The 23,579-nt window shown below is 62.6% G+C and carries 26 protein-coding genes; 6 read left to right on the top strand and 20 right to left on the bottom strand.

Annotated features, from left to right (window positions below; genetic code table 11):
* Positions 1 to 65: 65 nt before the first annotated feature.
* The 10 genes from AC1DY9_RS09475 to AC1DY9_RS09520 all read right to left on the bottom strand — a co-directional run bounded on the left by AC1DY9_RS09475 (position 66) and on the right by AC1DY9_RS09520 (position 9,667).
* Positions 66 to 737, bottom strand: a complete 672-nt coding sequence (locus tag AC1DY9_RS09475; RefSeq protein ID WP_457279111.1) for a phosphatase PAP2 family protein — start codon at positions 735 to 737, stop codon at positions 66 to 68.
* Positions 734 to 1,537, bottom strand: a complete 804-nt coding sequence (locus AC1DY9_RS09480; RefSeq protein ID WP_457279110.1) for a polysaccharide deacetylase family protein — start codon at positions 1,535 to 1,537, stop codon at positions 734 to 736. Before AC1DY9_RS09480 ends, AC1DY9_RS09475 begins: the two co-directional genes overlap by 4 nt.
* Complete coding sequence (locus AC1DY9_RS09485) at positions 1,530 to 3,872, bottom strand: MMPL family transporter (protein WP_457279109.1); 2,343 nt, start codon at positions 3,870 to 3,872, stop codon at positions 1,530 to 1,532. The genes AC1DY9_RS09480 and AC1DY9_RS09485 overlap by 8 nt, the downstream gene beginning before the upstream one ends.
* On the bottom strand, positions 3,872 to 4,516 hold the full coding sequence (locus AC1DY9_RS09490) for a LolA-related protein (protein ID WP_457279108.1): 645 nt from the start codon (positions 4,514 to 4,516) through the stop codon (positions 3,872 to 3,874). Before AC1DY9_RS09490 ends, AC1DY9_RS09485 begins: the two co-directional genes overlap by 1 nt.
* Positions 4,517 to 4,520: 4 nt before the next feature.
* The gene (locus AC1DY9_RS09495; protein ID WP_457279107.1) at positions 4,521 to 5,489 is read right to left on the bottom strand and encodes an LpxL/LpxP family acyltransferase; all 969 of its coding nucleotides are present in this window, start codon (positions 5,487 to 5,489) and stop codon (positions 4,521 to 4,523) included.
* Positions 5,486 to 7,150 carry an AMP-binding protein gene (locus tag AC1DY9_RS09500; RefSeq protein WP_457279106.1) on the bottom strand — a complete coding sequence of 555 codons (1,665 nt, stop codon included), beginning with the start codon at positions 7,148 to 7,150 and terminating at the stop codon, positions 5,486 to 5,488. The genes AC1DY9_RS09495 and AC1DY9_RS09500 overlap by 4 nt, the downstream gene beginning before the upstream one ends.
* A complete protein-coding gene (locus AC1DY9_RS09505) occupies positions 7,147 to 7,818 on the bottom strand; it encodes a COG4648 family protein (protein ID WP_457279105.1) in 672 nt (223 codons plus the stop codon). The genes AC1DY9_RS09500 and AC1DY9_RS09505 overlap by 4 nt, the downstream gene beginning before the upstream one ends.
* Positions 7,815 to 8,111 carry a phosphopantetheine-binding protein gene (locus AC1DY9_RS09510; protein WP_457279104.1) on the bottom strand — a complete coding sequence of 99 codons (297 nt, stop codon included), beginning with the start codon at positions 8,109 to 8,111 and terminating at the stop codon, positions 7,815 to 7,817. Before AC1DY9_RS09510 ends, AC1DY9_RS09505 begins: the two co-directional genes overlap by 4 nt.
* A gap of 144 nt (positions 8,112 to 8,255) precedes the next feature.
* A complete protein-coding gene (locus AC1DY9_RS09515; RefSeq protein ID WP_457279103.1) occupies positions 8,256 to 9,227 on the bottom strand; it encodes an inositol monophosphatase family protein in 972 nt (323 codons plus the stop codon).
* A gap of 152 nt (positions 9,228 to 9,379) precedes the next feature.
* Positions 9,380 to 9,667: a DUF1330 domain-containing protein gene (locus tag AC1DY9_RS09520; protein ID WP_457279102.1), complete on the bottom strand. Its 288-nt coding sequence runs from the start codon at positions 9,665 to 9,667 to the stop codon at positions 9,380 to 9,382.
* 104 nt (positions 9,668 to 9,771) lie between these two features.
* Here AC1DY9_RS09520 and AC1DY9_RS09525 point away from each other — a divergent pair, with 104 nt between their 5' ends.
* Genes AC1DY9_RS09525 through cysE form a run of 3 tightly spaced genes read left to right on the top strand, consistent with a single transcriptional unit; the run spans position 9,772 to position 12,245 of the window.
* On the top strand, positions 9,772 to 10,632 hold the full coding sequence (locus AC1DY9_RS09525; protein ID WP_457279101.1) for a LysR substrate-binding domain-containing protein: 861 nt from the start codon (positions 9,772 to 9,774) through the stop codon (positions 10,630 to 10,632).
* Between the two features lie 14 nt (positions 10,633 to 10,646).
* Entirely contained in the window at positions 10,647 to 11,462 is an 816-nt protein-coding gene (locus AC1DY9_RS09530) for an RNA methyltransferase (RefSeq protein WP_457279100.1), read from the top strand.
* Positions 11,463 to 11,471: 9 nt separating this feature from the next.
* On the top strand, positions 11,472 to 12,245 hold the full coding sequence (gene cysE, locus AC1DY9_RS09535) for a serine O-acetyltransferase (protein ID WP_457279099.1): 774 nt from the start codon (positions 11,472 to 11,474) through the stop codon (positions 12,243 to 12,245).
* Between the two features lie 81 nt (positions 12,246 to 12,326).
* On the opposite strand, the gene AC1DY9_RS09540 is transcribed toward cysE, so the two are convergent.
* The 3 genes from AC1DY9_RS09540 to yjgA all read right to left on the bottom strand — a co-directional run bounded on the left by AC1DY9_RS09540 (position 12,327) and on the right by yjgA (position 13,938).
* Positions 12,327 to 12,665: a DUF4870 domain-containing protein gene (locus AC1DY9_RS09540; protein WP_457279098.1), complete on the bottom strand. Its 339-nt coding sequence runs from the start codon at positions 12,663 to 12,665 to the stop codon at positions 12,327 to 12,329.
* Between the two features lie 74 nt (positions 12,666 to 12,739).
* Positions 12,740 to 13,333, bottom strand: a complete 594-nt coding sequence (gene mog, locus AC1DY9_RS09545; protein WP_457279097.1) for a molybdopterin adenylyltransferase — start codon at positions 13,331 to 13,333, stop codon at positions 12,740 to 12,742.
* Positions 13,330 to 13,938, bottom strand: a complete 609-nt coding sequence (gene yjgA, locus AC1DY9_RS09550) for a ribosome biogenesis factor YjgA (protein WP_457279096.1) — start codon at positions 13,936 to 13,938, stop codon at positions 13,330 to 13,332. The genes mog and yjgA overlap by 4 nt, the downstream gene beginning before the upstream one ends.
* A gap of 25 nt (positions 13,939 to 13,963) precedes the next feature.
* Between yjgA and pmbA the strand changes: the two genes are divergently transcribed.
* Positions 13,964 to 15,400, top strand: a complete 1,437-nt coding sequence (gene pmbA / locus AC1DY9_RS09555) for a metalloprotease PmbA (RefSeq protein ID WP_477666377.1) — start codon at positions 13,964 to 13,966, stop codon at positions 15,398 to 15,400.
* 162 nt (positions 15,401 to 15,562) lie between these two features.
* Here pmbA and AC1DY9_RS09560 read toward each other — a convergent pair whose 3' ends face one another.
* The 3 genes from AC1DY9_RS09560 to AC1DY9_RS09570 all read right to left on the bottom strand — a co-directional run bounded on the left by AC1DY9_RS09560 (position 15,563) and on the right by AC1DY9_RS09570 (position 17,460).
* Positions 15,563 to 16,012, bottom strand: a complete 450-nt coding sequence (locus AC1DY9_RS09560; protein ID WP_477666378.1) for a GatB/YqeY domain-containing protein — start codon at positions 16,010 to 16,012, stop codon at positions 15,563 to 15,565.
* A 121-nt stretch (positions 16,013 to 16,133) separates the two neighbouring features.
* Positions 16,134 to 16,346, bottom strand: coding sequence for a 30S ribosomal protein S21 (gene rpsU / locus AC1DY9_RS09565; protein ID WP_007872347.1), 213 nt, complete (start codon positions 16,344 to 16,346; stop codon positions 16,134 to 16,136).
* 166 nt (positions 16,347 to 16,512) lie between these two features.
* Positions 16,513 to 17,460: an alpha/beta fold hydrolase gene (locus tag AC1DY9_RS09570; RefSeq protein ID WP_477666379.1), complete on the bottom strand. Its 948-nt coding sequence runs from the start codon at positions 17,458 to 17,460 to the stop codon at positions 16,513 to 16,515.
* A gap of 110 nt (positions 17,461 to 17,570) precedes the next feature.
* Between AC1DY9_RS09570 and AC1DY9_RS09575 the strand changes: the two genes are divergently transcribed.
* On the top strand, positions 17,571 to 18,398 hold the full coding sequence (locus AC1DY9_RS09575; RefSeq protein WP_477666380.1) for a cupin domain-containing protein: 828 nt from the start codon (positions 17,571 to 17,573) through the stop codon (positions 18,396 to 18,398).
* Here AC1DY9_RS09575 and AC1DY9_RS09580 read toward each other — a convergent pair.
* Both AC1DY9_RS09580 and AC1DY9_RS09585 read right to left on the bottom strand, forming a co-directional pair.
* On the bottom strand, positions 18,395 to 19,642 hold the full coding sequence (locus AC1DY9_RS09580; RefSeq protein WP_477666381.1) for a BaiN/RdsA family NAD(P)/FAD-dependent oxidoreductase: 1,248 nt from the start codon (positions 19,640 to 19,642) through the stop codon (positions 18,395 to 18,397). The two genes, AC1DY9_RS09575 and AC1DY9_RS09580, sit on opposite strands and share 4 nt — an antisense overlap.
* Before the next feature lie 136 nt (positions 19,643 to 19,778).
* Positions 19,779 to 20,903, bottom strand: a complete 1,125-nt coding sequence (locus AC1DY9_RS09585) for a sterol desaturase family protein (protein WP_457279092.1) — start codon at positions 20,901 to 20,903, stop codon at positions 19,779 to 19,781.
* Between the two features lie 214 nt (positions 20,904 to 21,117).
* On the opposite strand from AC1DY9_RS09585, the gene AC1DY9_RS09590 reads away from it, so the two are divergent.
* Positions 21,118 to 21,792, top strand: coding sequence for a CPBP family intramembrane glutamic endopeptidase (locus AC1DY9_RS09590; protein WP_477666382.1), 675 nt, complete (start codon positions 21,118 to 21,120; stop codon positions 21,790 to 21,792).
* 75 nt (positions 21,793 to 21,867) lie between these two features.
* Here AC1DY9_RS09590 and cobA read toward each other — a convergent pair whose 3' ends face one another.
* Both cobA and ybiB read right to left on the bottom strand, forming a co-directional pair.
* Positions 21,868 to 22,644 (bottom strand): uroporphyrinogen-III C-methyltransferase, encoded by a 777-nt coding sequence (gene cobA / locus AC1DY9_RS09595; RefSeq protein ID WP_457279090.1) that lies wholly within the window; start codon positions 22,642 to 22,644, stop codon positions 21,868 to 21,870.
* Positions 22,641 to 23,570 (bottom strand): DNA-binding protein YbiB, encoded by a 930-nt coding sequence (gene ybiB, locus AC1DY9_RS09600; RefSeq protein ID WP_457279089.1) that lies wholly within the window; start codon positions 23,568 to 23,570, stop codon positions 22,641 to 22,643. Before ybiB ends, cobA begins: the two co-directional genes overlap by 4 nt.
* Positions 23,571 to 23,579 lie beyond the last annotated feature (9 nt).

Raw genomic sequence — 23,579 nt, forward strand, 5'->3', positions numbered from 1 at the left:
AGAAAAAGACACTTTAGCAAATCAGGTGGAAAATCCGGCGCCGTTGCGATGCCGGACACCAGCTGTTACTTGCCTGCGGTGTGCTGTTTGTGAAGATACAGGGACAACCAGGCTGCCACCCCCCCGAGGAGCAGGCCCCCGGCTACGTCCACCGCGACGTGCTGCCTTGTGGCCAGTGTGGAATAGGCAATGCCGAAACACCAGAGCGCGTTTACCGCCAGCAACCACGCGGGTACGGAGAATCGGCGCAGCAGATGGTGCAGCCAGATGCCCGAAAAAAAGGCTGTTGCCACATGAAGCGAAGGGCAGGCGTTGCCCGACGCATCCATGTTTTTCAGGAAAAGCATCTGAGGGTATTTCGGCCAGTCAATGTCTGGAGCGGGTGCGGCCGTGGGCCAGAAATAAAACACCAGCAGGCCCGCCAGGCAGGTCAGCGCAATGGCGCCGCCATAGCGCAAGAGTTCACGCCGGTCACCAAAGAAGAGGGGTGGCAGCGAGACATAAACCCACAGCGAGAGGTAAACCGGCAAGGCCAGTGGTTCAAAACCGATGAGGTGGTCGGGCCAGGTGAGAGGCATCACCGCGATCGGAAAGGCCGGGTGCTTGAGCAGGTAAAAGTAGGCGCCAAAAAATACGCCGATGAAAAGCATCGTCCCGATGGCTTTCAGATAGATGTGCTGAAAGACGACCCGTCCCATGTGTGACCACGGGCCTTGCCGGGTTTGCACGGGATTCATGCGAGGGCCTGCTGCAGGGTCACGGTGCGCAGGTCGGCCGCTGCAATGGACTCCAGCAAGGCGGGCAGGACATCCAGGATGACCGGAACACCTTGCGGTGTGCGTGCCGCATTGCCGTCATGCAACAGCAGGATGGCGCCGGCTTGCAGCCCGGCCGTGAGTTTGCGTTTTACACGCTCGGCATTGGCGACGCGGGTGTCGAAGCCGCGCACGGACCAGCTGGCGAGCTTCAGGCCGAGCCGGGCCAGTACCGGATCAAGAAAGGGGTTGCGCAGGCCGGCGGGAGCGCGAAAGAAGAGAGGCCGCTGGCCTGTCAGGCCGCTCAGTGTGTTTTGCGCTGCCTGCAACTCGCGAAACATGCTGCGCGGGCCCGTCAGGGCAAAGTAGTGGCGGTGGTGCTGGCTGTGGTTTTCAACGGCATGTCCGCGCCGCACCAGCTCGCGGCACAACTCGGGATGGCGGGCGGCTTTGTCACCGACGCAAAAAAAGGTCGCGCGGGCCGCATACCGGTCGAGCAGGTCCAGGACTTTGGGTGTCACGGCGGGGTCGGGGCCGTCATCGATGGTCAGGGCGATTTCCCGCCTGGCGACGGAGGCCTGGGGCAGGCGGGTCCAGTTGGGGCCCAGCCACTGGCTGCGGGGCCACATACCCACGACGGTAAGCAACAGATGGTTGAGGACCACGGCGGCAAGCGCCCAGCGCCACCAGCCGGAATCAACAAGAACGGCCGCAAGTGCCGCCGCGTGTAGCGCGATGCTCGCACGTACCAGGATGCTGGGCTTCCACCGGAGGTCAGGCATGGGGCTTCCTGGCAAAAATTGCGGCATAGACCAGCGCCAGGATGACGCCCGGTGCAACGGTGACACCCATGGCCTGCAGGATGGATACTTTGGAAAATGCGAGCAGGCCAAACCCTGCGACGGTAGTCAGATTGGCCAGCAACATGGACGCCAGGGTTCGGGGCGCTATCGGGGCATGGGGATCAGGCCGGTCAAAAAACAGCGCGTAGTTGGAGCCCACGGCCACGACCAGCAACAGGCCCACCAGGTGCAGGATGATCAGTTGCTGGCCCAGCAGGGCCAGCCCGGCCGTGACTGTGACGACCGCGGCCGCCAGCGGCGCAATGATCCGCAGCACCCGGGAAGGGGAGCGGAAAACCACCAGCAACAGGGCCACGAGGACTGCCAGCCCGCCCAGTGACAGCACGATGGCTTCGTGCAGGTAGCTGGAATACAAACGGTCAGACTCGGTTTTCATGTCGACAAAAAGTACGCCAGGCAAGGGCTTGGTGGCCAGCGCGGCACGAATGTTGTCGGCGTCGATGTTTCGTCCCTGGGACGCAGTCAAAGGTAGCAGGGCGCTCCAGCGGCCGTCCTTACCAATGAGCAGTGCAGCCAGGGCCATGGCCATCGAGGTTTTTTCAAGGTCGGCTGGCTGCAGCAAGGGCTGGCTGCGGGCGGCAGCGACCTCTGCCAGGAAAGGTGAAAACACCCCCGGGCGCACTGGCAGCCCTTGCGTGGCCTGGGTCATGCGGGCCTGCAACACCTCAGCAGCGGGCAGGCTGGCCTGGCGGGCGCGTTGTGTGGCCACGCTGGGGAGGTAGCGGCTGGGGCTCTCAAACCCGGCAATTTCACCGCGCTCGACCTGTGCCTGGAGCAGGGTTGAAACCTGTTCGGCGGTCTGGAGTACCGACTCCTGGCTGGTGCCGGAAACCACCACCACATAGCGCACGTCAGGCGCTCCCATATCGGCACGCAGGCTTTCATCCAGCGCCACATCGGCTTGCGAGACCGGGCTGAGCGAGGAAATCTTGTCGTTGAACAGGCTGGCGTGATTTCCCGCAAGGACGGCACAGGCGGCTATCAGCAGGGCCGCGGCAGGCCATCGCAACAAGGCCGCATGTTGCACCAGCCCCTCCAGCGCCCGCCCGATGGCCGACACATCATGGATGCGGAAATGGCGCGGTAGCAGATGCGGCAGTACATAGCGGGTCACGGCGGCGGCCACGACCAGGCCGGCAATCGAATACAGGCCGAGTTGCGCCAGGCCCGGAAAGCCCGAGAACAAGAGAGAGGCAAAACCGGCTATGGAGGTCAGAACGCCGAGCCGGACGGTCGGCCAGAAGCGCTTGACCCAATGCGCCTGGTCGGCGCCTGCATCTTCGGACTGCACAAAAAGATAGATGGAGTAGTCCACAGCTTCGCCGATCAGCGCTGTGCCGAAGCCCAGTGTGATGCCGTGCACCGACCCAAAACCCAGGCTGACTGCGGCAATCCCCGCCAGCGCGCCGCTCAGCACGGGCAAAAATCCGAGCAAAAGGGCGCTGACAGAACGGTAAACCAGCAGTAACAGCGTCGCGATCAGCATCACGCTGATCAGCGAGAGGTGGCTCACCTGGCTTTGAATGGTTTCGCGGGACGTGACCGAAAATACGCCAGGGCCTGTCATGACGAAGCTGGCACCAGCTGAGGAACCGCCCGCCGCATCGAAGGCCTGGCGAATCGCGGCCATGGCACGTTGCTGGGCATCGGTGTCAGAGCCTGCTGCGTGGGTCTGCAGCAGCATCAGTGCCCGCTTGCCGTCACGGGAAGTCCAGGCGCCATGGGCCTGTTGCGGCTGGCTTCCGCCGTTGAGCTGGCCCAGCAACTGCACCATTTCGCCGGTGGGGTCGCGGGGCAGCAGGGCCTTGACCATCAGGCCTGCGGGCGATGCGAGCAATTCGATGCTGTCAGTGAGGGCCGTGTGCAACCCATCCGCGCTGAATCGTTCCGGCGTCACTGAAGGGCTCAGCAGATAGCGATGGTTGAGCAGGAAATTGCGGTCCCGCTCGCTATTGACGGGTTCGCCATTCGCCACGCTGGCAAAAGCGGAATCGGTGCGCAGCTGCTGCGCCATTTTTTTGGAAAGCGCTGCACGTTGAGGGGCGTCGGAGTCTTCTATGCCTACCAGGACAAGGCGCGAGGCCAGGCCCTCGGTCAGCTGGTCCATCAGCAGTTGTTGCTCGGGTGTGGGAGTACGCGGCAAAAACGCCGACAGGTCGGTCGTGAACTGTGTGCGGCTGATGACAATGCCGCAACCGATCAGGAATGCCAGCCATACCGCAATGGCTGCCATGCGGCCGCGTGCGCCGTTCATCACGGGGCGGCCACTTGCTCGATGGTCATGGTGGAGCTGTCGCCATCGGCCTGGGCGATGTCGATGTTGCGCAACTGGTCACGCACACCCGTAATGCGGATGCGTTGGATCACCGCCTGCATTTTGGGATCGACGGGCTGCAATTGCAGGGTCCAGCGTTCGGCCGTGCCTTCGAGGCTGAGCCGGTAGTTGCGCTCCAGGGCGCTGCGGTCGCCCGCCAGGGTGCCGCGAATGCTGTCAATGAATGCGGCCAGCTCGGGGTACGCCTGGAGCCGCAACTGGTATTTTTGCTTCCCGCGTTCAATCACCAGTTCTCCGCCGTTCACCACCATGGATTCAGGCTTCGGTTTGAGCGTCCGCTTTTCCAGCCGGTCTGGCGCGGTATAGAGCAGTTCCCCGGACGATTCCACCGGTTTGTCGAGCAACGCAATGCTCTTTTTTTCGACGAAGGTGGCGCGGCCCGACTTGGTTTGCGCCAGCGAATCCATCAGTTGCTGAAGGTCCCAGGCGGCCAGCGCTGCCGGGCTCAATGCGGCCAACACCAGACCCACCACAACTGCGGCCACCGCGAAGACGGGCCGTGACGGCTGTTGCGTGATGTGCGATGAGGCGGGGGTGGATGTTTGCTGAATAAGGTGTGTCATATGCTCAGGTGTTTTGTTCGGGCTGGCCGGACTGCCGCGGCGCAGGTCGCCAGAAATCAAAAAAATTGAACCAGTTGTAAGGCGCGCTGCGGCAGTATTGCGCCATCAGTGCAGCATAGCGCGTCATGGCGGATTGCACCGCCGCTGTGCGGCCGCGCGAAGGTAGCGTCGAGAAATCCGCCAGAGGTTCGAAATGAATGTCATAACGATTGCCGCCGCGGTACAGCCCCGTCATGAACAACACGGGGCGTTTCAGTATGGCGGCCATGCGAAAAGGACCCAGCGGCAGCTCGGCGGCGTCTCCGAGGAACTCGATGGAATAGGTGTCGTCCTTACCCAGTGACCGATCACCCAGCATGCCGACGACGGCACCCTCATCCAGCAGTTCGTGCACCCTGATCATGGAATCGATATGTCCCAATGCCACGACGTCCAGCTGCGCTTTGGGATTGATGGCGCCCATCGCCGCGTTGATTTTCCGCGCGTTTTCCTCGTACATCACCATGGCAATGCGCAGGCCCGGTTGCTGGCGCCCGATGGCCCGCAGAACTTCAAAACTGCCCAGATGGGCGCCGATGAGGAACACGCCTCTTCCGTCAGCCACCACCTTGTCGATCAGTTGCTGGTTGTGCACCCGGATATCAAACAGCTCGAAGCGGTCATTCAGCAGGTAAACACGGTCGTGAATGGCAGAAGCAAAACTCAGGAAATGCCGGAACAGATGACGCCAGCCGACCGCAGCGGGCGACGGCAGGTCGAACACGCGCCGCAAGTAGTTTCGCGACGTCCGGCGCGCCGCCGGCGCGAAAATAAGGAAATAGGCTGCAATCCCGTAAAGGACGATGCGGCTGGCGCTACGGCCCAGGTTCAGCGAGATCCCGGTCATGACACGCAGCATGAAGCCGTTGCTGCGTTCCGGGAGCTGCTGCCATTCGGCGCCGGATGTCGCATTGGCTCCGCGTGGCGTGTTCATGGCTGCGGCGATAGCAGCAAGGTTCCGGTGGCAACTTTTCGGTCGCCGCTGGAAATGTCAAAGCGCGTGCTGCCGGAGGCGGTGGTGCTGCAGGAGATGGTCAGCGTCTCACCGGGCCCCACCGTGCTGAGGAATTTCGCCGAGCTGATCTGGCAGACCTCCGGGGCATGGCCGGTACGTGCGTGTTGTACCGCGTGTATGGCGGCGTCGAGCAACACCACACCGGGAACAATGGGTGTACCGGGGAAATGCCCGGCAAGCGCCGGATGGTCAGGGGCGATGGAAAACCGGGTTTCGCCCGGAACGGGAGATTTCTTTTGAAGATGGTCGCGCGCCAGGGTAACCAGCGTATCGCGCGGCAATTTCCCGGTGCTGTTGCGTGGCAGGCTGCCCAGCAGCACGAGGGGCCGCGGGATGAAGATGGCGTCAATCCGCTCCCTCAGTGCCGCCAAAAGGGCCGGCGCCGTCAGGCCCGGTGCCACAACGAAAGCCATCAACCGGACCACGGTGTCGCCGGAACCCTCGTCCGGCATGAAGAAGGCGCCGTCCATCACGCCCGGTATGGCGTGGAGCTGATGGTTCAGGTAGCCCAGCGAGCTTCGCTTGCCCGCGATATTGATCAGGTCGGCAGTCCGGCCGTGCAAAAGAAATTGTGTGTCCGACACCGACTCCAGTTCATCGGCCAGCGGGGTGGGTTGGTCGACATGGCCGCCTGAGGCCCAGGTCTGGCCTTGCCTGATGCTCAGCGTGACGTCCGGAAAGAGTGTCCACGCCAGGGCCTCGGTCATGCGTCGCGTGGCGATTTGTCCCGTTTCGGTGGAGCCGTAGATTTCCAGCAGAGGAACCTGCAGCCGGGCTTCGGTGGCCAATGCCAGCTGGGGTGGCAGGGGTGCCGTGGCGGACAGCACGAGGTCAACCTGCGGAATGTCCAGGCCTGAAGCCAGCAGCGCTTTCAAATGCACGGGCGTGGTCACCAGCATGCGGGGGCGCTCCGCTTGCGCCAGTGCGGCGCAGATATCGGCCGGATAAAACGGATGGGCCGCGACCAGAATGGCGCCACTTTGCAAAGGCTGCAACACGGTGGATTCGAAGCCGAACATGTGCTGCGGCGGCACCGTCGCCACGATGCTGTGCTTGCGGCCATCCAGCAAGCCGAGCCGGCCGGCTTCAGCCCGCGTGCTGCGAACCAGCCCGCCCCAGCTTTTACGGTGCGCCACCGGGGTGCCGGTCGAGCCGGAGGTGAACATGATGGTGGCAATGCGCGATGCGGGAATTTGCGGAATATCGCACTGCGTGCCAGTTGCGGTTCCTGGCGGACGTGGCGTCATCGCATCCGTCCAGCTCAGTAACGGCAGGGCCAGAGACTGTGGTTGGTCCGCGAGGCAAAACACGTCGGGTGCAAAGCTGCGGACCTGTTTCACCATTTCCGGCGTCAGCGTGGGTGGCAGCAGGCTGACCTTGTCTGCCAGCAGGGCGGCCGCCATACCCACGGCAAATCGGTAGCGGTCTGCGCAGACATTGAGAACATGCTTGCCTGAGGGCAGGGCCGCCGCAAGCTGCCTGACATCGGCCAGAAAATGTTCAACGGTAACGGCCTGGCCATGGCTGCAAGCCACAACGTCTTCAGCCCGGGTGTGCGAGATCAGCGGAAACGTCGTCATGGCCGGCGCGCGCGGCTTTCTGCGGAAGCCTGCCGGTAGGCGCGAATGGCCTCCAGCGGACCGGCACGATCTGCTGCCGGCAATGCGTAGCAGCGAACGGCATATTCCGCTGCAAACATCAGTGCGAGCAGGGGAATGCCCAGAAGATTGGCAAAAGTGGACCACACAGCAATGGGCGCCAGCCAGAACAGCAGTAATGAAAAGCCCGCAATGATTCCGAAATACAAGGCCCACGCCAAGGTGGCCGACCGCGTGTACGAAACAAGCGCAGGCGAAAGCTCGCCATGCACGATGCGGGCAAACTGCGCAATCATCGGTGTGCGTCCTTGCACGAGTGTGCGGCCGAAAGTTCCGCATAGCAGGGCATATGTGCCCGCATGCTGAAGCAGGAAAACCCAGTTGTAATGGGTGATCAGCCATTCCCTGAACAGATAAAACCCGAGGCAGGCTACACCACAAAGGGCCAGCATGACAGGGCGCTGCGGTGAACGCCAGGCCAGGACAACGGCCAGCACCAGCAGCGGAAGCACGGCGACCAGCGCCTCAAGCAAGCCCGGCGCCGTCGATGCCGCGGCCAGATGGGAAAGCACGGCGTAGCCGATTCCCAGAGCCGCGATGCCGCCCCAGCGACAGGCTTGGGTAAACCGTGTCGCCAGCACAGCTGTCACTGGGTTCGCCAGGCGGCAATATGGTCGCCCAGGCTTCGCAGCGAATGAAAGATGGCGTGGTTGTCTTCGTGGTCCGCCCTGAGCTGCAGGCCATAGTGCTTGGAGACAACCAGCGCAATTTCCAGGATGTCGATGGAATCCAGCCCCAAGCCGTCGCCGTAGAGCGGTTCGTCGGGTTGTACATCGTCGGCGCTCACCTCAAGGTTGAGGGCGCTCACCACCAGTTCCGCGACCTCGCGCAGCAAGGCTGCATCAGCCGATGTGGAAGAGGTTTTTACGGTGGATTCAGGCATAGTTTTATTACTAGTTATTACCAGGTGCGAAAACAGTTCGGTCGGGGCCGCTGCATGCATGCGACTCCCTGCGCAGTGCGGAAATTTTAGCTGAGGCTATACGGCTCAAGCCTTCATCGCGGCCTTTGCCTACAACGGCTGGTGCTAGAAGGGTGCGTCCGGTGTGGTATCGGGGCGTGCCGCGGGGGCCTTGATCTTTTTGGCGGTCAGCTTTGGTTTGTCTGCGGGCTGGGCGGTGGTGTCGGCGGTCTCGGTGCTCACAGTGTCTTCCTGCAGGGTCTGACGTACCGTGGCTTTGTCGCCGGCGCCGGCAAATTTGCTGTATTTACCCAAAGTGGCCACCATCTGCCCGTAAATGCGCGGATTGCCGGCCACGCATTCGCCGTGGTCGATGAAGTCGGCCTCGCCGGTGAAGTTACCGATCAGGCCGCCGGCCTCGGTGACCAGCAGTGAGCCGGCCGCCACGTCCCAGGGCTTGAGGCCGGTTTCAAAAAAGCCGTCGCTGAAGCCCGCTGCCACGTAGGCCAGGTCCAGCGCCGCAGCGCCCGGGCGGCGCACGCCGGCGCACTGGCTCATGACTTCACCGAGCATGTTGAGATAGCTTTTGAGCTTGTCGCCGGGGCGGTAGGGGAAACCGGTGGAGATCAGACATTCCTGCAGGCGGGTGCGCTTGGCCACACGGATGCGGCGGTCGTTCATGTAGGCGCCGCGGCCTTTGGTGGCGCAAAAAATGTCGTTGCGGGTGGGGTCGTACACCACGGCTTGCTCGACCTTGCCCTTGACGGCCAGCGCGATGCTGACGCAATAGACGGGAAAGCCGTGGATGAAGTTGGTGGTGCCGTCCAGCGGGTCGATGATCCACACGAAGTCGGAGTCTTTGGCGCCATGCTCGCTGCCGGATTCTTCGGCCAGGATGCCGTGGCCGGGGTAGGCGGTCAGCAGGGTTTCGATGATCGCCGCTTCAGCGGCCTGGTCGATTTCGGTGACAAAGTCGTTGGTCTGCTTGACCGAAATGCGAACCGATTCGACGTCAAGCGCCGCACGGTTGATGATGGCGCCTGCAGCGCGCGCGGCCTTGATGGCCACGTTGAGCATGGGGTGGAGATTGCTGGACATAACTTGTAGGGAAGAGCGGAACGAACCGGCGCCGGCGATGCGGGCGGCGGGCAATGCCGGTATTTTCCCATAAACGCGATACGACCCTTTCCAGTCCCCTTTCAACCCCTCCTCAAGGGCGATATCGCGTCCCAATCGTCCAGAAACCTGTTCTAGGCGCCTTCCGCGATCAGGAAATCTGCGTCTGCATGTTGCTGGCGTATCGCCCGGGCCGCCTGGTATTCAGGGCTGGCATAACAGGCCCTTGCGGTCACCATGTCGGCAAACTCCACGACGACGTTGCGCTCGCGCGAGCTGCCCTCCATGCATTCGTACGCGCCGCCGCGCACCAGAAAGCGCGCCCCGAACTTCTCGAAGGCCGGCCGCGCCGCCGTGAGGTAACGAGGATATTCCTCGATATTGCGCACCGAGACGCGCACGATCCAGTAAGCCTTTGCCATTCTTGTTCCTTGGGTGGTGTGAAGTGATGAAGGCTGGACGATACGCGTGACAATTCATTCTGAAAAATGAATAATAAAGATAATTAATATCTTTTCAAGAGATCATGGAGCTGAGCGACCTGGTTATTTTTCGTGCCGTGGTGGAGGCGGGCGGTGTGACACGTGCCGCCGAGCGCCTGCACCGCGTGCAATCCAACATCACGACGCGTATCCGTCAGCTGGAGGAAAAGCTCGGCGTGCCGCTTTTTATCCGTGAGGGCAAGCGGCTGCACCTGTCGCCAGCCGGGCAGGTGTTGCTGGACTATGCCGGGCGCCTGATCAGCCTGGCTGACGAAGCACGCGATGCGGTGCAGGGCGGGCAGCCGCGCGGCGCATTTGTGCTTGGCGCCATGGAAAGCACTTCGGCTGTGCGGTTGCCGGCCCCTCTGAGCGATTTTGTGCGTCTCTATCCGGAGGTCAGGCTTGCGCTTAAAACCGGCAACCCGCAGCAACTGGCCGCAGCTGTGCTGGCGGGAGAGATGGACGCGGCGCTGGTCACTGGGGCTATTGCGGAGGGTCCCTTTGAACGAGAGGCGATTTACACCGAGGAACTGGTCATTGTTGCGAGTGCCGGGCACCCGCCCATTACGGCAATCCACAGTGAGCCTCCGCGTGCCATGGTGGCTTTCGAAAAGGGCTGCCCGCATCGCGCGCGGCTGGAAGCCTGGTACTTGCTGAAAAACAGCATGCCGGTGCAGACGATTGAAATCACGTCCTACCATGCCATGCTGGGCTGCGTGGTGGTGGGCATGGGCATTTCGCTGGTGCCGCGCAGCGTGCTGGCAACCTTTCCGGAGCGGGGCCGGCTCAGCATCCACGCATTGCCGCCGGGCAGCGACTGCGCCCAGACTGACCTGATCTGGCGCAAAGGGGCGAAGTCGCCGAAGGTGGAGGCATTGCTCCGCGTCCTGAAGCCGCCGGCATAGGACAATCCAGCTCCATGCACACGCGATTCATCCTGATCAATACCAGCCATGCCGGCAATGTGGGGGCCACGGCCCGTGCCATGAAAACCATGGGCTTTGACGACCTGGTGCTGGTGGCGCCGCGCTGGGCCAATGTGCTCAACCGCGAAGAAACCATCCAGCGGGCCAGCGGGGCGCTCGACGTTCTCAAAAACGCCCGCATTGTGGCCACCCTGGACGAAGCCGTGGACGGCATGGCGCACCTGTGCGCCACCGCCATGACGCCACGCGACTTTGGCCCGCCCACGCGGGCGCCGCGCCAGCACTTTGCGCAGCTGCTGGGCCTGGCAGGTCTGCTATCAAAAGAGGAGCTGCTTGCGCTTTCCCCTATTGGGCAGAAGCCCGATTCCGTTGCTTTTTTGTTTGGTTCCGAGCGTTTTGGCATGCAGAACGAGGACGTCTACCGCTGCCATGTGGCGCTGAGCATTCCGACCGACCCGAAGTTCGGCTCGCTCAACCTGGGCGCGGCGGTGCAGCTGATTGCCTATGACTGGCGCCAGGCGCTGGGCGGTTTCAGCGTGCAGCCCGCCACGGCGGAGCCGACGCTGGCCGACGCGGCCGCAGTGGCGGGCATGCTCAGGCACTGGGAAGAGGCCTTGACCGGCATCGGCTTCCTGGATCCGGCCTCGCCCAAAAAACTGATGCCGCGGCTTAATCAGTTGTTCAACCGTGCGCAGCTCAGCCCCGAAGAGATCCACATTCTGCGCGGCGTGGCCAAAGCCATGCTGCAGAAGGCCTCCGAAGCCAGGGGCAAAAGCGTGGTCCCAGCAAGCAGCTCACAGCCTCAGTAGACTTCGCCTATGTTTTCCCGACTTCGCTCAGACATTCAGTGCATTCTCGACCGCGATCCTGCCGCCCGTACGGCCTGGGAAGCACTGACCTGCTACCCCGGCGTGCATGCGCAGGTGCTGCACCGCCGGGCGCACTGGTGCTGGAACCACGGTTTCAAGTGGCTGGGCCGTTTCATTTCACATTTTTCACGCTGGGTGACTGGCATTGAAATCCACCCTGGCGCCAAAATTGGTGAACGCGTGTTTTTCGACCATGCCATGGGGGTTGTCATCGGCGAAACCGCTGAAATCGGCGACGGCTGCACGATCTACCAGGGCGTGACTTTGGGCGGCACCTCGCTGTACAAAGGCACCAAACGCCACCCGACCCTGGGCCGCGATGTGGTGGTGAGTGCGGGGGCCAAGGTGCTTGGCGGTTTCCTGGTGGGTGACGGTGCCAAGATTGGCAGCAACGCAGTGGTGATCAAGCCCGTTCCGGCAGGCGCCACGGCGGTGGGCATCCCGGCGCGCATCATTCCTTCCAAGACCGGGGAAAGCGCCGACGTCACCATTACCCAGTTTTCGGCTTATGGCATCACGCAAGAGGATGACCCGCTGTCGCAAGCCATGCGCGGGCTGATCGACAGCGCCGCCGGCCAGGAGCACCAGATCGCCCTGCTGTGGCAAGCGATTGAGAAACTCTCCGGACCGCAGACGGCCATGAGCAAGGATTGCGTGCCGCAGGACGCCGCGCTTACGGAAACCTTTGAGGCCGACAAGCTCAATCAGCTGGTCGGTAAATAAGGCAGTGAGACAGGCAGGCGAATAAGACGGGCAAAAAAAAGGAAGGGCGAGCCCTTCCTTTTTTGTTTTCGCCGGTGGGCTTCAGTTGATCAGGCGAAGCGCGAACGGCACGCGGAAGGCCTTGCCATTGGAGGCGCCCAGCGCGCCCATGACGCAGAACACCAGGTGGCAGATGCCCAGCGCCGCGAACACCAGAAAGCCGATCAGCACAAAAGTCAGGATCAATGCCGCCACATAGCCGATGGTCGCGGTGATTGACCAGTTGAGCGCTTCCTTGGACTGGTCCAGGATATAGGCGTCGTCCTTTTTCACCAGGTAGACAATCAGCCCCGGAATGAAACCCAGAAACAGGGTTCCGATCCAGATCAGCACGGCGGTGTTTTTCGATTCCTTGCTCGGCGTTTCAATCAGGTCGTCCATCTCAGCTCCTCGTGTTGTAAAGCCCGAATACTACGTGAGAAAGAGGCCAGGCCCAAACTGGCGAGCGGCAAGGTTCAGCGCGGCGGGCGTATGGCGCTTTTGGGCCTGAAGGCCCGGCACACCGCTTCATCGGTTTCCAGGTAAGGGCCGCCGATCAGGTCGATGCAATAAGGCACGGCGGCGAAGATGCCCGCCACAGCCTGGGAGCCGTCGGCGTTTTTGAGCCCTTCCAGGGTTTCGGCAATCGATTTGGGCTGGCCCGGCAGGTTCATGATCAGGCATTTGTCGCGTATGACGGCGCACTGCCGCGACAGGATGGCCGTCGGGACAAACTTCAGGCTGATCTGCCGCATCTGCTCGCCAAAACCCGGCATTTCCTTGTGGGCAACAGCCAGCGTGGCTTCAGGCGTCACGTCGCGCAGCGCGGGGCCAGTGCCGCCGGTCGTCAGCACGAGCGAGCAGCCGGTGTCGACCAACTCAATCAATGCGGCGCTGATACCCGCCTGCTCGTCGGGGATCAGGCGCTCTTCAAAGGTGATGGGGTTGCGCAGGGCGCGGGTGAGCCAGTCCTTGAGTGCCGGCAGGCCTTTGTCGACATAGACGCCGGCGGATGCGCGGTCGCTGACCGAGACAATACCGATCTTCACCGCGTCAAAGGCGCTGCTCACGCTTCCGGCTCCTCGCCATCTTCAGGACCTCGTGCCATGCCTTGCCTGACCAGCTGAAAAATCTCGCGGTAGGACTTGCCGTGCCGCGGCGCTTCGCCGGGTTTTTCGGGCTTGGCGTCCTTGCGGGCCTGGCGGATCAGCGCGCGCAGTTGCTGGGAGTCGGTGCCGGGGTGTTCTTCGAGCCAGGCGCCCAGCGCGGCGTCGTCGGCGATCAGCCTGTCGCGCCACTGCTCGGCCAGGTGCAGGGCCAGCGTCAGGTCGGCCGATCCGTTGAGCTGCTCATTGATGGCTTCGCGGATGGGGTCAGGGTCCAGCGGGCGCATCAGCTTGCCGATGAACTGCATCTGGCGGCGTCTGCCCTCGAAGTTGGTAATTTTTTTGGCATCGGCGATCGCGTCGCGCAGCTTGTCGGGCAGGTCCAGGCGCGCCATCAAATCGGCGCGCAGGGTCAGCAGCGCTTCACCGAGCGCCTGTTTTTCGTCGGCCTCGGCCTTGAGCTGGGTTTTGCTGGGCGGGCCGACTTCTTCAAGCGCGATTTCCTCGGGTTTGACGAAGCGGCCGTTGGACCAGTAGCCCTTGATGGCCTTGGGAGTCTTGTTGTTCATAGCAGTCAGTATCATAGCTACCCATATGACCCAAAAAGCTTCTTCTCGCGCCAGCGGCGCAACACGCAGTGCTTCCCGCCCCGTCCCGGGCCCCAAGAGCCAGTCAGCCCAGCCCGAATCCGGTTTCAGCTACCACCGCGATTTTTTCGAGGAACTCGTCGACAGTGCCCTTGGCCATGCCAAAAAACTGGGGGCCACCGATGCCGCCGCGGAAGCCTCCGAAGGCTGCGGGCTCTCAGTCAGCGTGCGCAAGGGCGAGCTTGAAAACGTCGAGCGCAACCGCGACAAGTCGCTGGGCATCACCGTCTACATCGGCAAAAAGCGCGGCAATGCCGCCACCAGCGATTTTTCCAAGGCGGCGATTGAACAGACCGTGAAAGCGGCCTACGACATCGCGCGTTTCACGGCGGAAGACGAAACCTCCGGCCTGCCCGACGACCGCGACATTGCGCGCGTGCATCCGGCGCTCGACCTCTTTCATCCCTGGTCCATCAATTCGGAAGCAGCCGCCCAGCTCGCCCTGCAGTGCGAAGCCGCCGCCCTGAGTACCAGCCGCCTGATCACCAACAGCGAAGGCGCCGGTGTGTCGGCGCAGCAAAGCCATTTTTTCAGTGCGCATACCAAGGGCTTTCGCGGCGGTTACGCCAGTTCGCGACACAGCATCTCGGTGGCGCCGATTGCGGGCAAGGGCGACCAGATGCAGCGCGATGCCTGGTACAGCTCCATGCGTGATGCAGGTGAATTGGCGGCCCCCGAAGCGGTAGGCCGCTATGCCGCCGAGCGTGCACTGGCACGGCTCAAGAGCCGCAAAATCCCGACCACGCAATGCCCGGTGCTGTTCGAGTCGCCGCTGGCAGCGGGCCTGCTGGGCGGCTTTGTGCAGGCCGTGAGCGGCGGCGCGCTGTACCGCAAAAGCACCTTCCTGGCCGACAGCCTGGGCAAGCCGGCTTTCCCCAAACACATCGACATCGCCGAAGACCCGCACCTGCGCAAAGGCAAAGGCAGCGCACCCTTTGACGAAGAGGGCGTCAAGACCAAGGCACGACAGGTGGTGGAAGCCGGCCGCGTTGAGGGCTATTTCCTGAGCACTTACTCAGCCCGCAAGCTGGGCATGCGCACCACCGGCAACGCCGGCGGCTCACACAACCTCATCATGACCAGCCGCCATACCCGCAAGGGCGACGACCTGGACGCCATGCTGCGCAAGCTGGGCCGCGGCCTTTTTGTGACCGAGCTGATGGGGCAGGGCGTGAACTACGTGACGGGTGACTACTCGCGCGGGGCTTCGGGCTTCTGGGTGGAAAACGGCCGTATCGCGTTTCCGGTCGAAGAAATCACCATCGCCGGCAACCTGCGCGACATGCTGATGGGTATTGAGGCTGTGGGCGCGGATGCCTACAACTATGGTGCCAAGACGGTGGGCTCCATCCTGGTTAACCGGATGAAGGTGGCCGGAACATAAAGCCCCCACGGTCGCTCACTTCGTGTAGCTCCCTGCCCCCCGAGGGGGCCGCCCCGCCTGCGGCCCGGCAAAGCCGGTTCCGCGGCTCGAACTGGCCTTAAGAGAGGGGTACAGAGACCAGCCTTTGTTCAGCCGGTTGGTGTTGCCTCTTAGCCGTCGTGTTCAGCCGGCCAGCGCGGCCTTGACGGCGGCAGACACCTGACCCATATCGGCTTTGCCGGCGAGCTTGGCTTTCACCGCACCCATGACCTTGCCCATATCGCCGGGGCCGGTGGCGCCCAACTCGGCGACGATGGCTTTCACGGCAGCGGCGACTTCGTCGGCGCTCAGGCGCGCGGGCAGGTAGGCCTGCAGCACGACCAGCTCGGCCGCTTCCTTGTCGGCCAGATCCTTGCGTTCGGCCTTCTGGAAAGCTTCGAGCGAGTCCTTGCGCTGCTTGATCAGCTTGTCGACGATGGCGACCACGGCCGCATCATCCAGCACCACACGCTCATCGACTTCTTTTTGCTTGAGCGCGGCCAGCAGCAGGCGGATGGTGCCCAGGCGCTCGCTGTCCTTGGCGCGCATGGCGGTCTTCATGTCTTCGGTGATCTGGTCTTTGAGTGCTGACATTGGGGCTCCTGAAGCGAATAGGGTGGGGTGGAATCGACTGGGCCGGGGAGGCGCCAAAAACACAAAAGCCCGCAGAGCGTCCTCGTGCGGGCTTTTTGTTGCCGTGAGGCGGTACTAAAAATTAGTACAGCTTTTTCGGCAATTGCATCGAGCGGATACGCTTGTAGTTGCGCTTGACGGCGGCTGCCTTCTTGCGCTTGCGCTCTGCCGTTGGTTTTTCGTAAAACTCGCGGGCGCGCAGGTCGGTCAGCAGGCCGAGTTTTTCAATGGTGCGCTTGAAACGGCGCAGAGCCACGTCGAAGGGCTCATTGTCTTTTACACGGATGGTGGTCATTGATGAATAGATCCAAAATTTGCGTCGTTAGTGATCTGATCAGAATCAGGCCGGACGCGGGTTTGCTAGCAAAGCCTTGGATTATAGCCCAATAATCCCGGCGAAGCCCTTCTCAAGCGCTCCCGAAGCGCCTCAATCCCCGCGCCCGGCCCCCTGGAGTGTGCGTTTATTCGCGGATGAAAGTCAGCAAATCCTGGTTGAGCCGCTCCTTGTGGGTGTCGGCCAGACCGTGCGGCGCACCGGCGTAGACGATCAGCCTGGCGTTTTTCACCAGTTTCGCGGCGGCGCGGCCGGAGGCGTCGATTGGCACGATCTGGTCGTCGTCGCCGTGGATCACCAGGGTCGGCACGTTAAAGCGCCTGAGGTCCTCGGTGAAGTCGGTGGCCGAGAAAGCCGCGATCGAATCATAGGTGTTCTTGTGGCCCGCCTGCATACCCTGCACCCAGAACGACTGGATCAAACCCTGCGAGACTTTGGCGCCGGGGCGGTTGAAGCCGAAAAACGGGCCCGAGGCGATGTCCAGGTAAAGCTGCGAACGGTTGGCCAATTCGCCCTGGCGAATGCCGTCGAACACCTCGATCGGCAGGCCGCCCGGGTTAGCTGCGGTCTTCAGCATCAAGGGCGGTACGGCGCTGACCAGCACAGCTTTTTTGACCTTCGCGGTGCCGTAACGGCCGATGTAACGCGCCACCTCGCCGCCGCCGGTCGAAAAACCCACCAGCGTCACGTCTTTCACGCCCAGCGTGTCGATCACCGCTGCGAGGTCGGCGGCGTAGTGGTCCATGTCGTTGCCGTCCCAGGGCTGGCTGGAGCGCCCGTGGCCGCGCCGGTCATGGGCGATGACGCGGTAACCTTTTGAGGCCAGGAAAATCATCTGCGACTCCCAGCTGTCCGAGTTGAGCGGCCAGCCGTGGCTGAAACTCACCACGGGGCCATTCTTCGGGCCCCAGTCCTTGTAATAGATTTGCACGCCATCCGGGGTGGTGACGTAGCTGGCGCTGCGTGAGGCCGACGCCGCTGGTTGCGGCGCGGCGGCGTCTGCGGCCATCGCTGGGCTGGCGGTGACGGCGGCGGCCAATGCGGTGGCGGCGGCGAGACGGGTGAGAGCGTTCATGGCTGTTCCTTTGAGAGGGTTGCAACAAGTCGGAATCGACAAACTGAACTTTACGCTTCACAAAATACGATAAGTCGCTAATAATCCTAAAAAATTGATCTGGAGTATTTATGAGTGACCGGCTTGAAGCGCTCTTGCGGCATTTCTCGGTGAGCGCGAATGTGTTCCATTCGGGCGCACTTTGCGGGGTCAACGAGCTGGGCGAGGAGGAGGGCACCGGCCAGCTTCACCTCGTGCGCAGCGGCGAAGTTGGTATCAGCCATGGCGGTGCCGAGGTGATGCGTGTCAGCGGCCCCTGCCTGCTGCTTTACCCAAGGCCGATGGCGCACCGCTTCATCACGGATACCCGGCATGGCGCCGACTTTGTGTGTGCGCACCTGCGCTTTGAGGGCGGCGCGGCCAACCCGATCGCTGCGGCACTGCCGTCCTTTGTGTGCCTGCCGCTGGCGCAGATCGAGGGCGCCGCAGGCGTCCTGCAACTGCTGTTCGAAGAGGCTTTTGAGCAGCGCTGCGGCCGTCAGGCGCTGTTGGACCGGCTTTTTGATGTGGTGCTGATCCAGGTGCTGCGGCACCTGATGGAAAGCGGCGAAACCCGCTCCGGCATGCTGGCGGGGCTCTCGCACCAGCGACTGCGCCACGCCCTTGTCGCGATGCATCAAAGTCCTGGGCAAGAGTGGAGCCTGGAGGCGCTCGCCGATCATGCGGGCATGTCGCGCAGTGTGTTCGCCAACCAGTTCCGCGATACGGTCGGCTGCACGCCCGGCGTGTATTTGCAGCGCTGGCGGGTGGGTCTGGCGCAGCAGGCGCTGCGCCGTGGGCGGCCGCTCAAGCTGATTGCCGCCGAGGTCGGTTATGGCAGCGAGGCGGCGCTGTCGCGCGCCTTCAAGGCGCAAAGCGGCCAGTCACCGCGCGAGTGGAAGCTGGCCCGGCAGGCCTAGCGCGCCGGTGTCAGTGCTTGCGCGCAGGCGTGCGCGGAGGCCCAGGCCCACTGGAAGTTGTAGCCGCCCAGCCAGCCGGTCACATCCACCACTTCACCGATAAAGTACAGCCCCGGTTGCTGCGATTCCATAGTTTGCGACGACAGGTCGCGAGTGTCGACACCGCCGACGGTCACCTCGGCCTTGCGGTAGCCCTCGGAGCCGTTCGGCGTCAGTTGCCAGTCTGACAGGCGCGCGGCCAGACCTAGCAGCGCTTTATCGGTCGCCTCGCTGATGGGTTTTTGCAGCGCCGGGTCGGTGCCGGCCCAGGCGTCGGCCAGGCGGTTGGGCACCAGGGTGGCGAGTTCGTTGGCGATCAGTTTTTTGGAGGTGGCCTTGGCGCGCAGCAGCAGGGCCGGAAGGTCCACGCCGGGTGCCAGGTTGATGCGGATGGGCTGGCCTTCGCGCCAGAAGCTGGAGATTTGCAGGACTGCCGGGCCGCTCAGGCCGCGGTGGGTGAAGAGCAGGTCTTCCGAAAAAACCACGGCCTTTTTGCGTTGCTTGGGCGTCGCGTCGGCGGGGCTGGTCTCGATGAGCACCGGCAGCGCCAGGCCTGCCAGCTGGGCATAGGGCGCCCAGGCTTCGCCGTCAAAGGTGAGGGGTACCAGTGCCGCGCGGGGCTCGACCAGGCGCAGCCCGAACTGCTTGGCGATGCGGTAGCCGAAATCGGTGGCGCCAATCTTCGGGATCGACAGGCCGCCGGTGGCGATGACCACTTGCGGCGCTTCGACCGGCCCGCGATCGCTCTCAATTTGATAGCTGCTGGCGCCTGTTCCGTCTGGGCTGGAGCCGTATTTGATGCTTTTTATGGCGCAGGGTTGCCAGCGCGTCACGTGCCCGGCATCGCACTCGACCAGCAGCATATTGATGATGTCTTCGGCCGAGCGGTCGCAAAACAGCTGGCCCTTGTGCTTCTCATGAAACGGGATGCCATGGCGCTGCAGCAGTTCGATGAAGTCCTGCGGGGTGTAGCGCGACAGGGCCGAGCGGCAGAAGTGCGGGTTCTCGCTCAGGAAGTTGGCGGGCGTGGCGTCGCGGTTGGTGAAGTTGCAGCGGCCACCGCCCGAGATCCGGATCTTCTCGGCGACCTTTTCGCTGTGATCGACCAGCAGCACTTTCAGGCCGCGCTGGCCGGCCTGGGCAGCGCAGAACAGGCCGGCGGCTCCCGCGCCGATCACGACCACATCGAATGATTGGACGGGCACGCTCAGACCGCCGCTCGCCGTTCTGCGAGTTTCAGCCAGCAGGGGCCGCGGAACCGGCTTTGCCGGGCCGCAGGCGCAGCGGCCCCCTCGGGGGGCAGCGCATTACGCGAAGCGAAAAGCGTGGGGGCCAAGTACTTCAACCTTTCCAGGTGAAAGGAAACTTCAGCTGCTTCAAAAAGCCATTCGGCACGTAGTCGCCCAGCACGCCGTAGCGCTCCGGCCAGAGCCGGGTGCTTTTCACGGCTGTGCCGAAGAGGTAGTCGATGAAGGCATAGTGGGCCGAGTAATTGCGGTCCAGTGCTTCCTGGTCCTGGCTATGGTGCCAGTGGTGGAAGTTGGGCGTGACGATGACGTAGCGCAGCGGGCCGAGGCGCACGCTCACGTTGGCATGGTTGAAGACCGCCTGGAAGCCGACGATGACGATGTAGGCGTCGATCACTTCCTTGGAAAAACCCAGCACGTAGATGGGTGCCAGGATGAGCGTGCGGGTGATCAAGAGCTCCAGGATGTGCTGGCGCGAGCCGGCGAGCCAGTCCATGCTTTTGGCGCTGTGATGCACTGCGTGCAGGCGCCACAGCACCGGCACCTCGTGGTAGGCGCGGTGGGTCCAGTACTGCACCAGGTCGGCCACAAGAACGATCAGCAACACGCCACCCCAGAAGGGCAGGCCCTGCACCCAGCCGCGTATGCCGTCGTTGGCGGCCCAGCCGAAGAACTTGTGTACCAGCAGGTTGGTTGCCAGCAGCACAAAGCCCACGATCATGTGGTTGACGATGAAGTGATGAAAGTCGGTTTGCCATTCGGCGCGAAACACCGGCTGCTCCTTGCGCAGCGCAAACAGCTTTTCAATGAAGATGAAGATCAGCGAGGAGCCCAGCAGGTCGAGGATGAACCAGTCCAGGCCGATGTAAGGCGTGTTGTCGGCGAAGTCGTTCACCGGCACCTTGTGCCCGCCCAGCAGCGCGGTGGCCACCACCAGCAAAAAGGCGGCGCCGGCCAGCCAGCGCGAGCGGTTGAAGATGATGTTGACCAGCGAGATGCCGCCCGCGATCACCAGCGACGTAAACATCACGATGCGGATCACGTCAACGTTGTAGCTTTTGCGCAATTCCGGTGTGGTGAGGTATTCGGGGAAGTGAAAGGCCAGCACGCCCAGGAAGCACAGCACACCCAGGCTGAGGGCGATCACTCCGCTCATGAGGCCCTTGCCGCGGCGCAGCTCGCCGTGACTTTCCGTCAGTTCATTGAGTTTTTCAAGCATTTTTCGCCTCTCCAGCGGGTGATGTGTTTGCAAGGAGTTTAGCTGGCGGCGACTGCGAGCCAAAAGTGATCGTGCGTGGGCAAGAGTGCGCAACTGCTGCTGTATTCGGTAGTTTTTGGCACTCCTTGCAGATTGACGGAATGGCGCCGTCTTGAGCCGGGGCACACTGGCGCGCATGAATGGAGTGATTCGATTTGCTGTCAGGGGGAGGGGCTTGACGAAGCGGGAGGCCGTTCTGGCCGCTGCATTCCCGTTTGTTGCGCTCAGCTTGCTGAATGACTTTTACCGCGGCTGGCTGTTCTCGTTTAACCCGGGCCTGTACTGGTTGGTCGATGTTGTGCAATTCATCGTCGCACCTGCTGCGGGCTGGTATTTTTTCCTGCGACCCGCTGGCATCACGTCCCGTGATTGGGGAATGCCAGGGCACAAGAGACCGCACGAACGACGCGACGGCGCCGCTGTCATGCTGTTCGTTGCGTTTTTGCTGGTGGCGGCCGACTGGCCAGTGATCCTGTTGACTCAACGCCTTTACTGGGCGTATGCGGACCATTTTCAGCCCGTTCAAGCCATGCCCGTCGGCTTCTCCGCAAAGCTGGCGTTAGCCGTCTACATGTCGGCAAGTGCGGCAATGGTGGAAGAGGCCGTATGGCGCGGCCTGGGTTGGCTCTACCTGTCGGCGGTTCTTCCGCCCAAGAGGCTGCACCTTTGGTATGTGCTGATCACGTCGGCGGCCTTTGCACTTGCCCATTCGGAGCAGGGCATCGGCGGCGTCATCGCCGCTTTCTGGTTTGGTGTTCTGGCCGCAGGGCTCTACACGAAGCTGCGAATCCTGTGGCCAATCGTTCTGGGCCACTTCATCATCGACATGATTATTTTCGGCCCGTGGTAATGAGACAGGGCAGATAAAGAAGGTGCCAACAATTGTGGCCCGTACGCCGTTTTACCGCGCGGCAGGAGACGGTAATTAGGCAGCGCGCCCACCCACCAATGCGCGGTCATGCGAAACAGCAGCAGCCACACCACGAACCACGTCCCCGACAACGATCACCGAGGGACTGGCCAACTGTTCACGCTCAATGGTCAGATGCAGTTCACCGAGCGTGGTGACAGCATGACGCTGCGAAGCCAGGCTCACCCCTTGAACGATGGCCACGGGGGTGGTGGCAGGCAGGCCACTCAAAAGCTCGTCCTGGATGCGACATGCACTACTGACACCCATGTAGATCACCAGCGTGAGGCGTGCGCTGTGTGCGGTGGCAGCCAGCGCTTTCCAGTCGGTGCCGGTGTCGCCGGGCTTGGCATGCCCGGTGACAAACACCACGCCGTGTGCATGTTCGCGGTGCGTGAGCGGCACGCCCAGCGAAGTGACGGCGGCCAGGCCTGAAGTAATGCCGTTGATGACGTCCACCGTAATGCCCGCGGCGCGCAGGTGTTCAACTTCTTCGCCGCCACGACCGAAGATGAATGGGTCGCCGCCCTTGAGCCGCACCACGTCTTCGCCTTCGCGCGCGGCCATCAGCATGAGCTTTTCAATAAAGGCCTGGGGTGTGGACTTGCAGCCGCCGCGCTTGCCCACATACACGACGCGGGCTTCGGGCCGCGCAAACGCCACGATTTCGTCGCTGACGAGGTCGTCCACCAGCAGCACGGTGGCGCGCTGGATGGCTTTCAGGGCCTTGAGGGTCAACAGTTCCGGGTCGCCGGGGCCGGCGCCTACCAAAGTGACTTTTCCGTTGTTCATGATGTCGTGATGTGAGGCAGCTTGATTTGAGGGAGCAACTGCAAGATATGTTCCACTTGCCGTGCAATCGAAGGCGGCACAGGCACGCCGCCTGCCAGCACGGCGCGAATGTAGTCCGCTGTGGTGGCGGCGTCCACTGTTTTGGGAAAGTCGGGGATGGAGGCGAGCGTGCCGGCCTGGGTTTCCTGCAGAAGTGAGCGCTGCCCGCCGATAAAAGCGTCCATCTGCGGCATGCGGCGCGCGTCGGCCACCACTTCGCCTTCGGTGCCGCGCAACAGCAGTGCATTGGCGCCCGTCAGCTCAAAGGTCTGCGCCATCGACACAGCGTATTCCGGGTGCGTGTAGCTGCTCACGACCAGGCTCTTGCCCAGGCAGGGTGTCATGATCTTGACCAGGCTGTGCGCCGGGTTGCGCAGGCCCACGGCACGGCGCACGTCCAGGAGGCGCTTTAACGCAGGCAGCAGCAGCTCGGTGGGGGCAAATACCACTTTGCCGTTTGCTATCTTTTTAATAGCTGTCTGCGCAGGTATATCAAGGGCTAGAAGCACTTCTGATGCAAAAATCCGGCTCGATTCGGTGGGTGTTCCGTGGATCAGTACCGGAACGCCTTCACGCGCCAGCAGCAGCGCCAGCAGCGGCGTGAGCACCGGCAGCTTGCGCGCGCCGTTGTAGCTGGGCAGCACCACCGTGGGGCTGTCGCCGGCGGGCAGATGATTGAGGCGCTGGTGCAGCGCATCGAGGAAACCCGCCATCTCTTCGGGCGTTTCACCTTTGATGCGCATGGCCAGGCAAAAGCCGCCGATTTCCAGATCAGTCACGGTGCCGTCGAGCACCTGACCCATCAGGTCCGTAGCCTGCTCGCGTGACAAAGCGCGGGCGCCATCCTTGCCGCGACCGATTTCCTTGATGTATTGGCTAATGCCCATAAGCGTGAT

The sequence above is a fragment of the Polaromonas sp. P1_F6 genome (genome assembly GCF_056405695.1).

Excerpts from the sequence above, each read along its gene's own strand:
- AC1DY9_RS09475 (WP_457279111.1), bottom strand. The coding sequence starts at position 737 with ATGAATCCCGTGCAAACCCGGCAAGGCCCGTGGTCACACATGGGACGG.
- AC1DY9_RS09480 (WP_457279110.1), bottom strand. The coding sequence starts at position 1,537 with ATGCCTGACCTCCGGTGGAAGCCCAGCATCCTGGTACGTGCGAGCATC.
- AC1DY9_RS09485 (WP_457279109.1), bottom strand. The coding sequence starts at position 3,872 with ATGAACGGCGCACGCGGCCGCATGGCAGCCATTGCGGTATGGCTGGCA.
- AC1DY9_RS09490 (WP_457279108.1), bottom strand. The coding sequence starts at position 4,516 with ATGACACACCTTATTCAGCAAACATCCACCCCCGCCTCATCGCACATC.
- AC1DY9_RS09495 (WP_457279107.1), bottom strand. The coding sequence starts at position 5,489 with ATGAACACGCCACGCGGAGCCAATGCGACATCCGGCGCCGAATGGCAG.
- AC1DY9_RS09500 (WP_457279106.1), bottom strand. The coding sequence starts at position 7,150 with ATGACGACGTTTCCGCTGATCTCGCACACCCGGGCTGAAGACGTTGTG.
- AC1DY9_RS09510 (WP_457279104.1), bottom strand. The coding sequence starts at position 8,111 with ATGCCTGAATCCACCGTAAAAACCTCTTCCACATCGGCTGATGCAGCC.
- AC1DY9_RS09515 (WP_457279103.1), bottom strand. The coding sequence starts at position 9,227 with ATGTCCAGCAATCTCCACCCCATGCTCAACGTGGCCATCAAGGCCGCG.
- AC1DY9_RS09520 (WP_457279102.1), bottom strand. The coding sequence starts at position 9,667 with ATGGCAAAGGCTTACTGGATCGTGCGCGTCTCGGTGCGCAATATCGAG.
- AC1DY9_RS09525 (WP_457279101.1), top strand. The coding sequence starts at position 9,772 with ATGGAGCTGAGCGACCTGGTTATTTTTCGTGCCGTGGTGGAGGCGGGC.
- AC1DY9_RS09530 (WP_457279100.1), top strand. The coding sequence starts at position 10,647 with ATGCACACGCGATTCATCCTGATCAATACCAGCCATGCCGGCAATGTG.
- cysE (WP_457279099.1), top strand. The coding sequence starts at position 11,472 with ATGTTTTCCCGACTTCGCTCAGACATTCAGTGCATTCTCGACCGCGAT.
- AC1DY9_RS09540 (WP_457279098.1), bottom strand. The coding sequence starts at position 12,665 with ATGGACGACCTGATTGAAACGCCGAGCAAGGAATCGAAAAACACCGCC.
- yjgA (WP_457279096.1), bottom strand. The coding sequence starts at position 13,938 with ATGAACAACAAGACTCCCAAGGCCATCAAGGGCTACTGGTCCAACGGC.
- pmbA (WP_477666377.1), top strand. The coding sequence starts at position 13,964 with ATGACCCAAAAAGCTTCTTCTCGCGCCAGCGGCGCAACACGCAGTGCT.
- AC1DY9_RS09560 (WP_477666378.1), bottom strand. The coding sequence starts at position 16,012 with ATGTCAGCACTCAAAGACCAGATCACCGAAGACATGAAGACCGCCATG.
- rpsU (WP_007872347.1), bottom strand. The coding sequence starts at position 16,346 with ATGACCACCATCCGTGTAAAAGACAATGAGCCCTTCGACGTGGCTCTG.
- AC1DY9_RS09570 (WP_477666379.1), bottom strand. The coding sequence starts at position 17,460 with ATGAACGCTCTCACCCGTCTCGCCGCCGCCACCGCATTGGCCGCCGCC.
- AC1DY9_RS09575 (WP_477666380.1), top strand. The coding sequence starts at position 17,571 with ATGAGTGACCGGCTTGAAGCGCTCTTGCGGCATTTCTCGGTGAGCGCG.
- AC1DY9_RS09585 (WP_457279092.1), bottom strand. The coding sequence starts at position 20,903 with ATGCTTGAAAAACTCAATGAACTGACGGAAAGTCACGGCGAGCTGCGC.
- cobA (WP_457279090.1), bottom strand. The coding sequence starts at position 22,644 with ATGAACAACGGAAAAGTCACTTTGGTAGGCGCCGGCCCCGGCGACCCG.
- ybiB (WP_457279089.1), bottom strand. The coding sequence starts at position 23,570 with ATGGGCATTAGCCAATACATCAAGGAAATCGGTCGCGGCAAGGATGGC.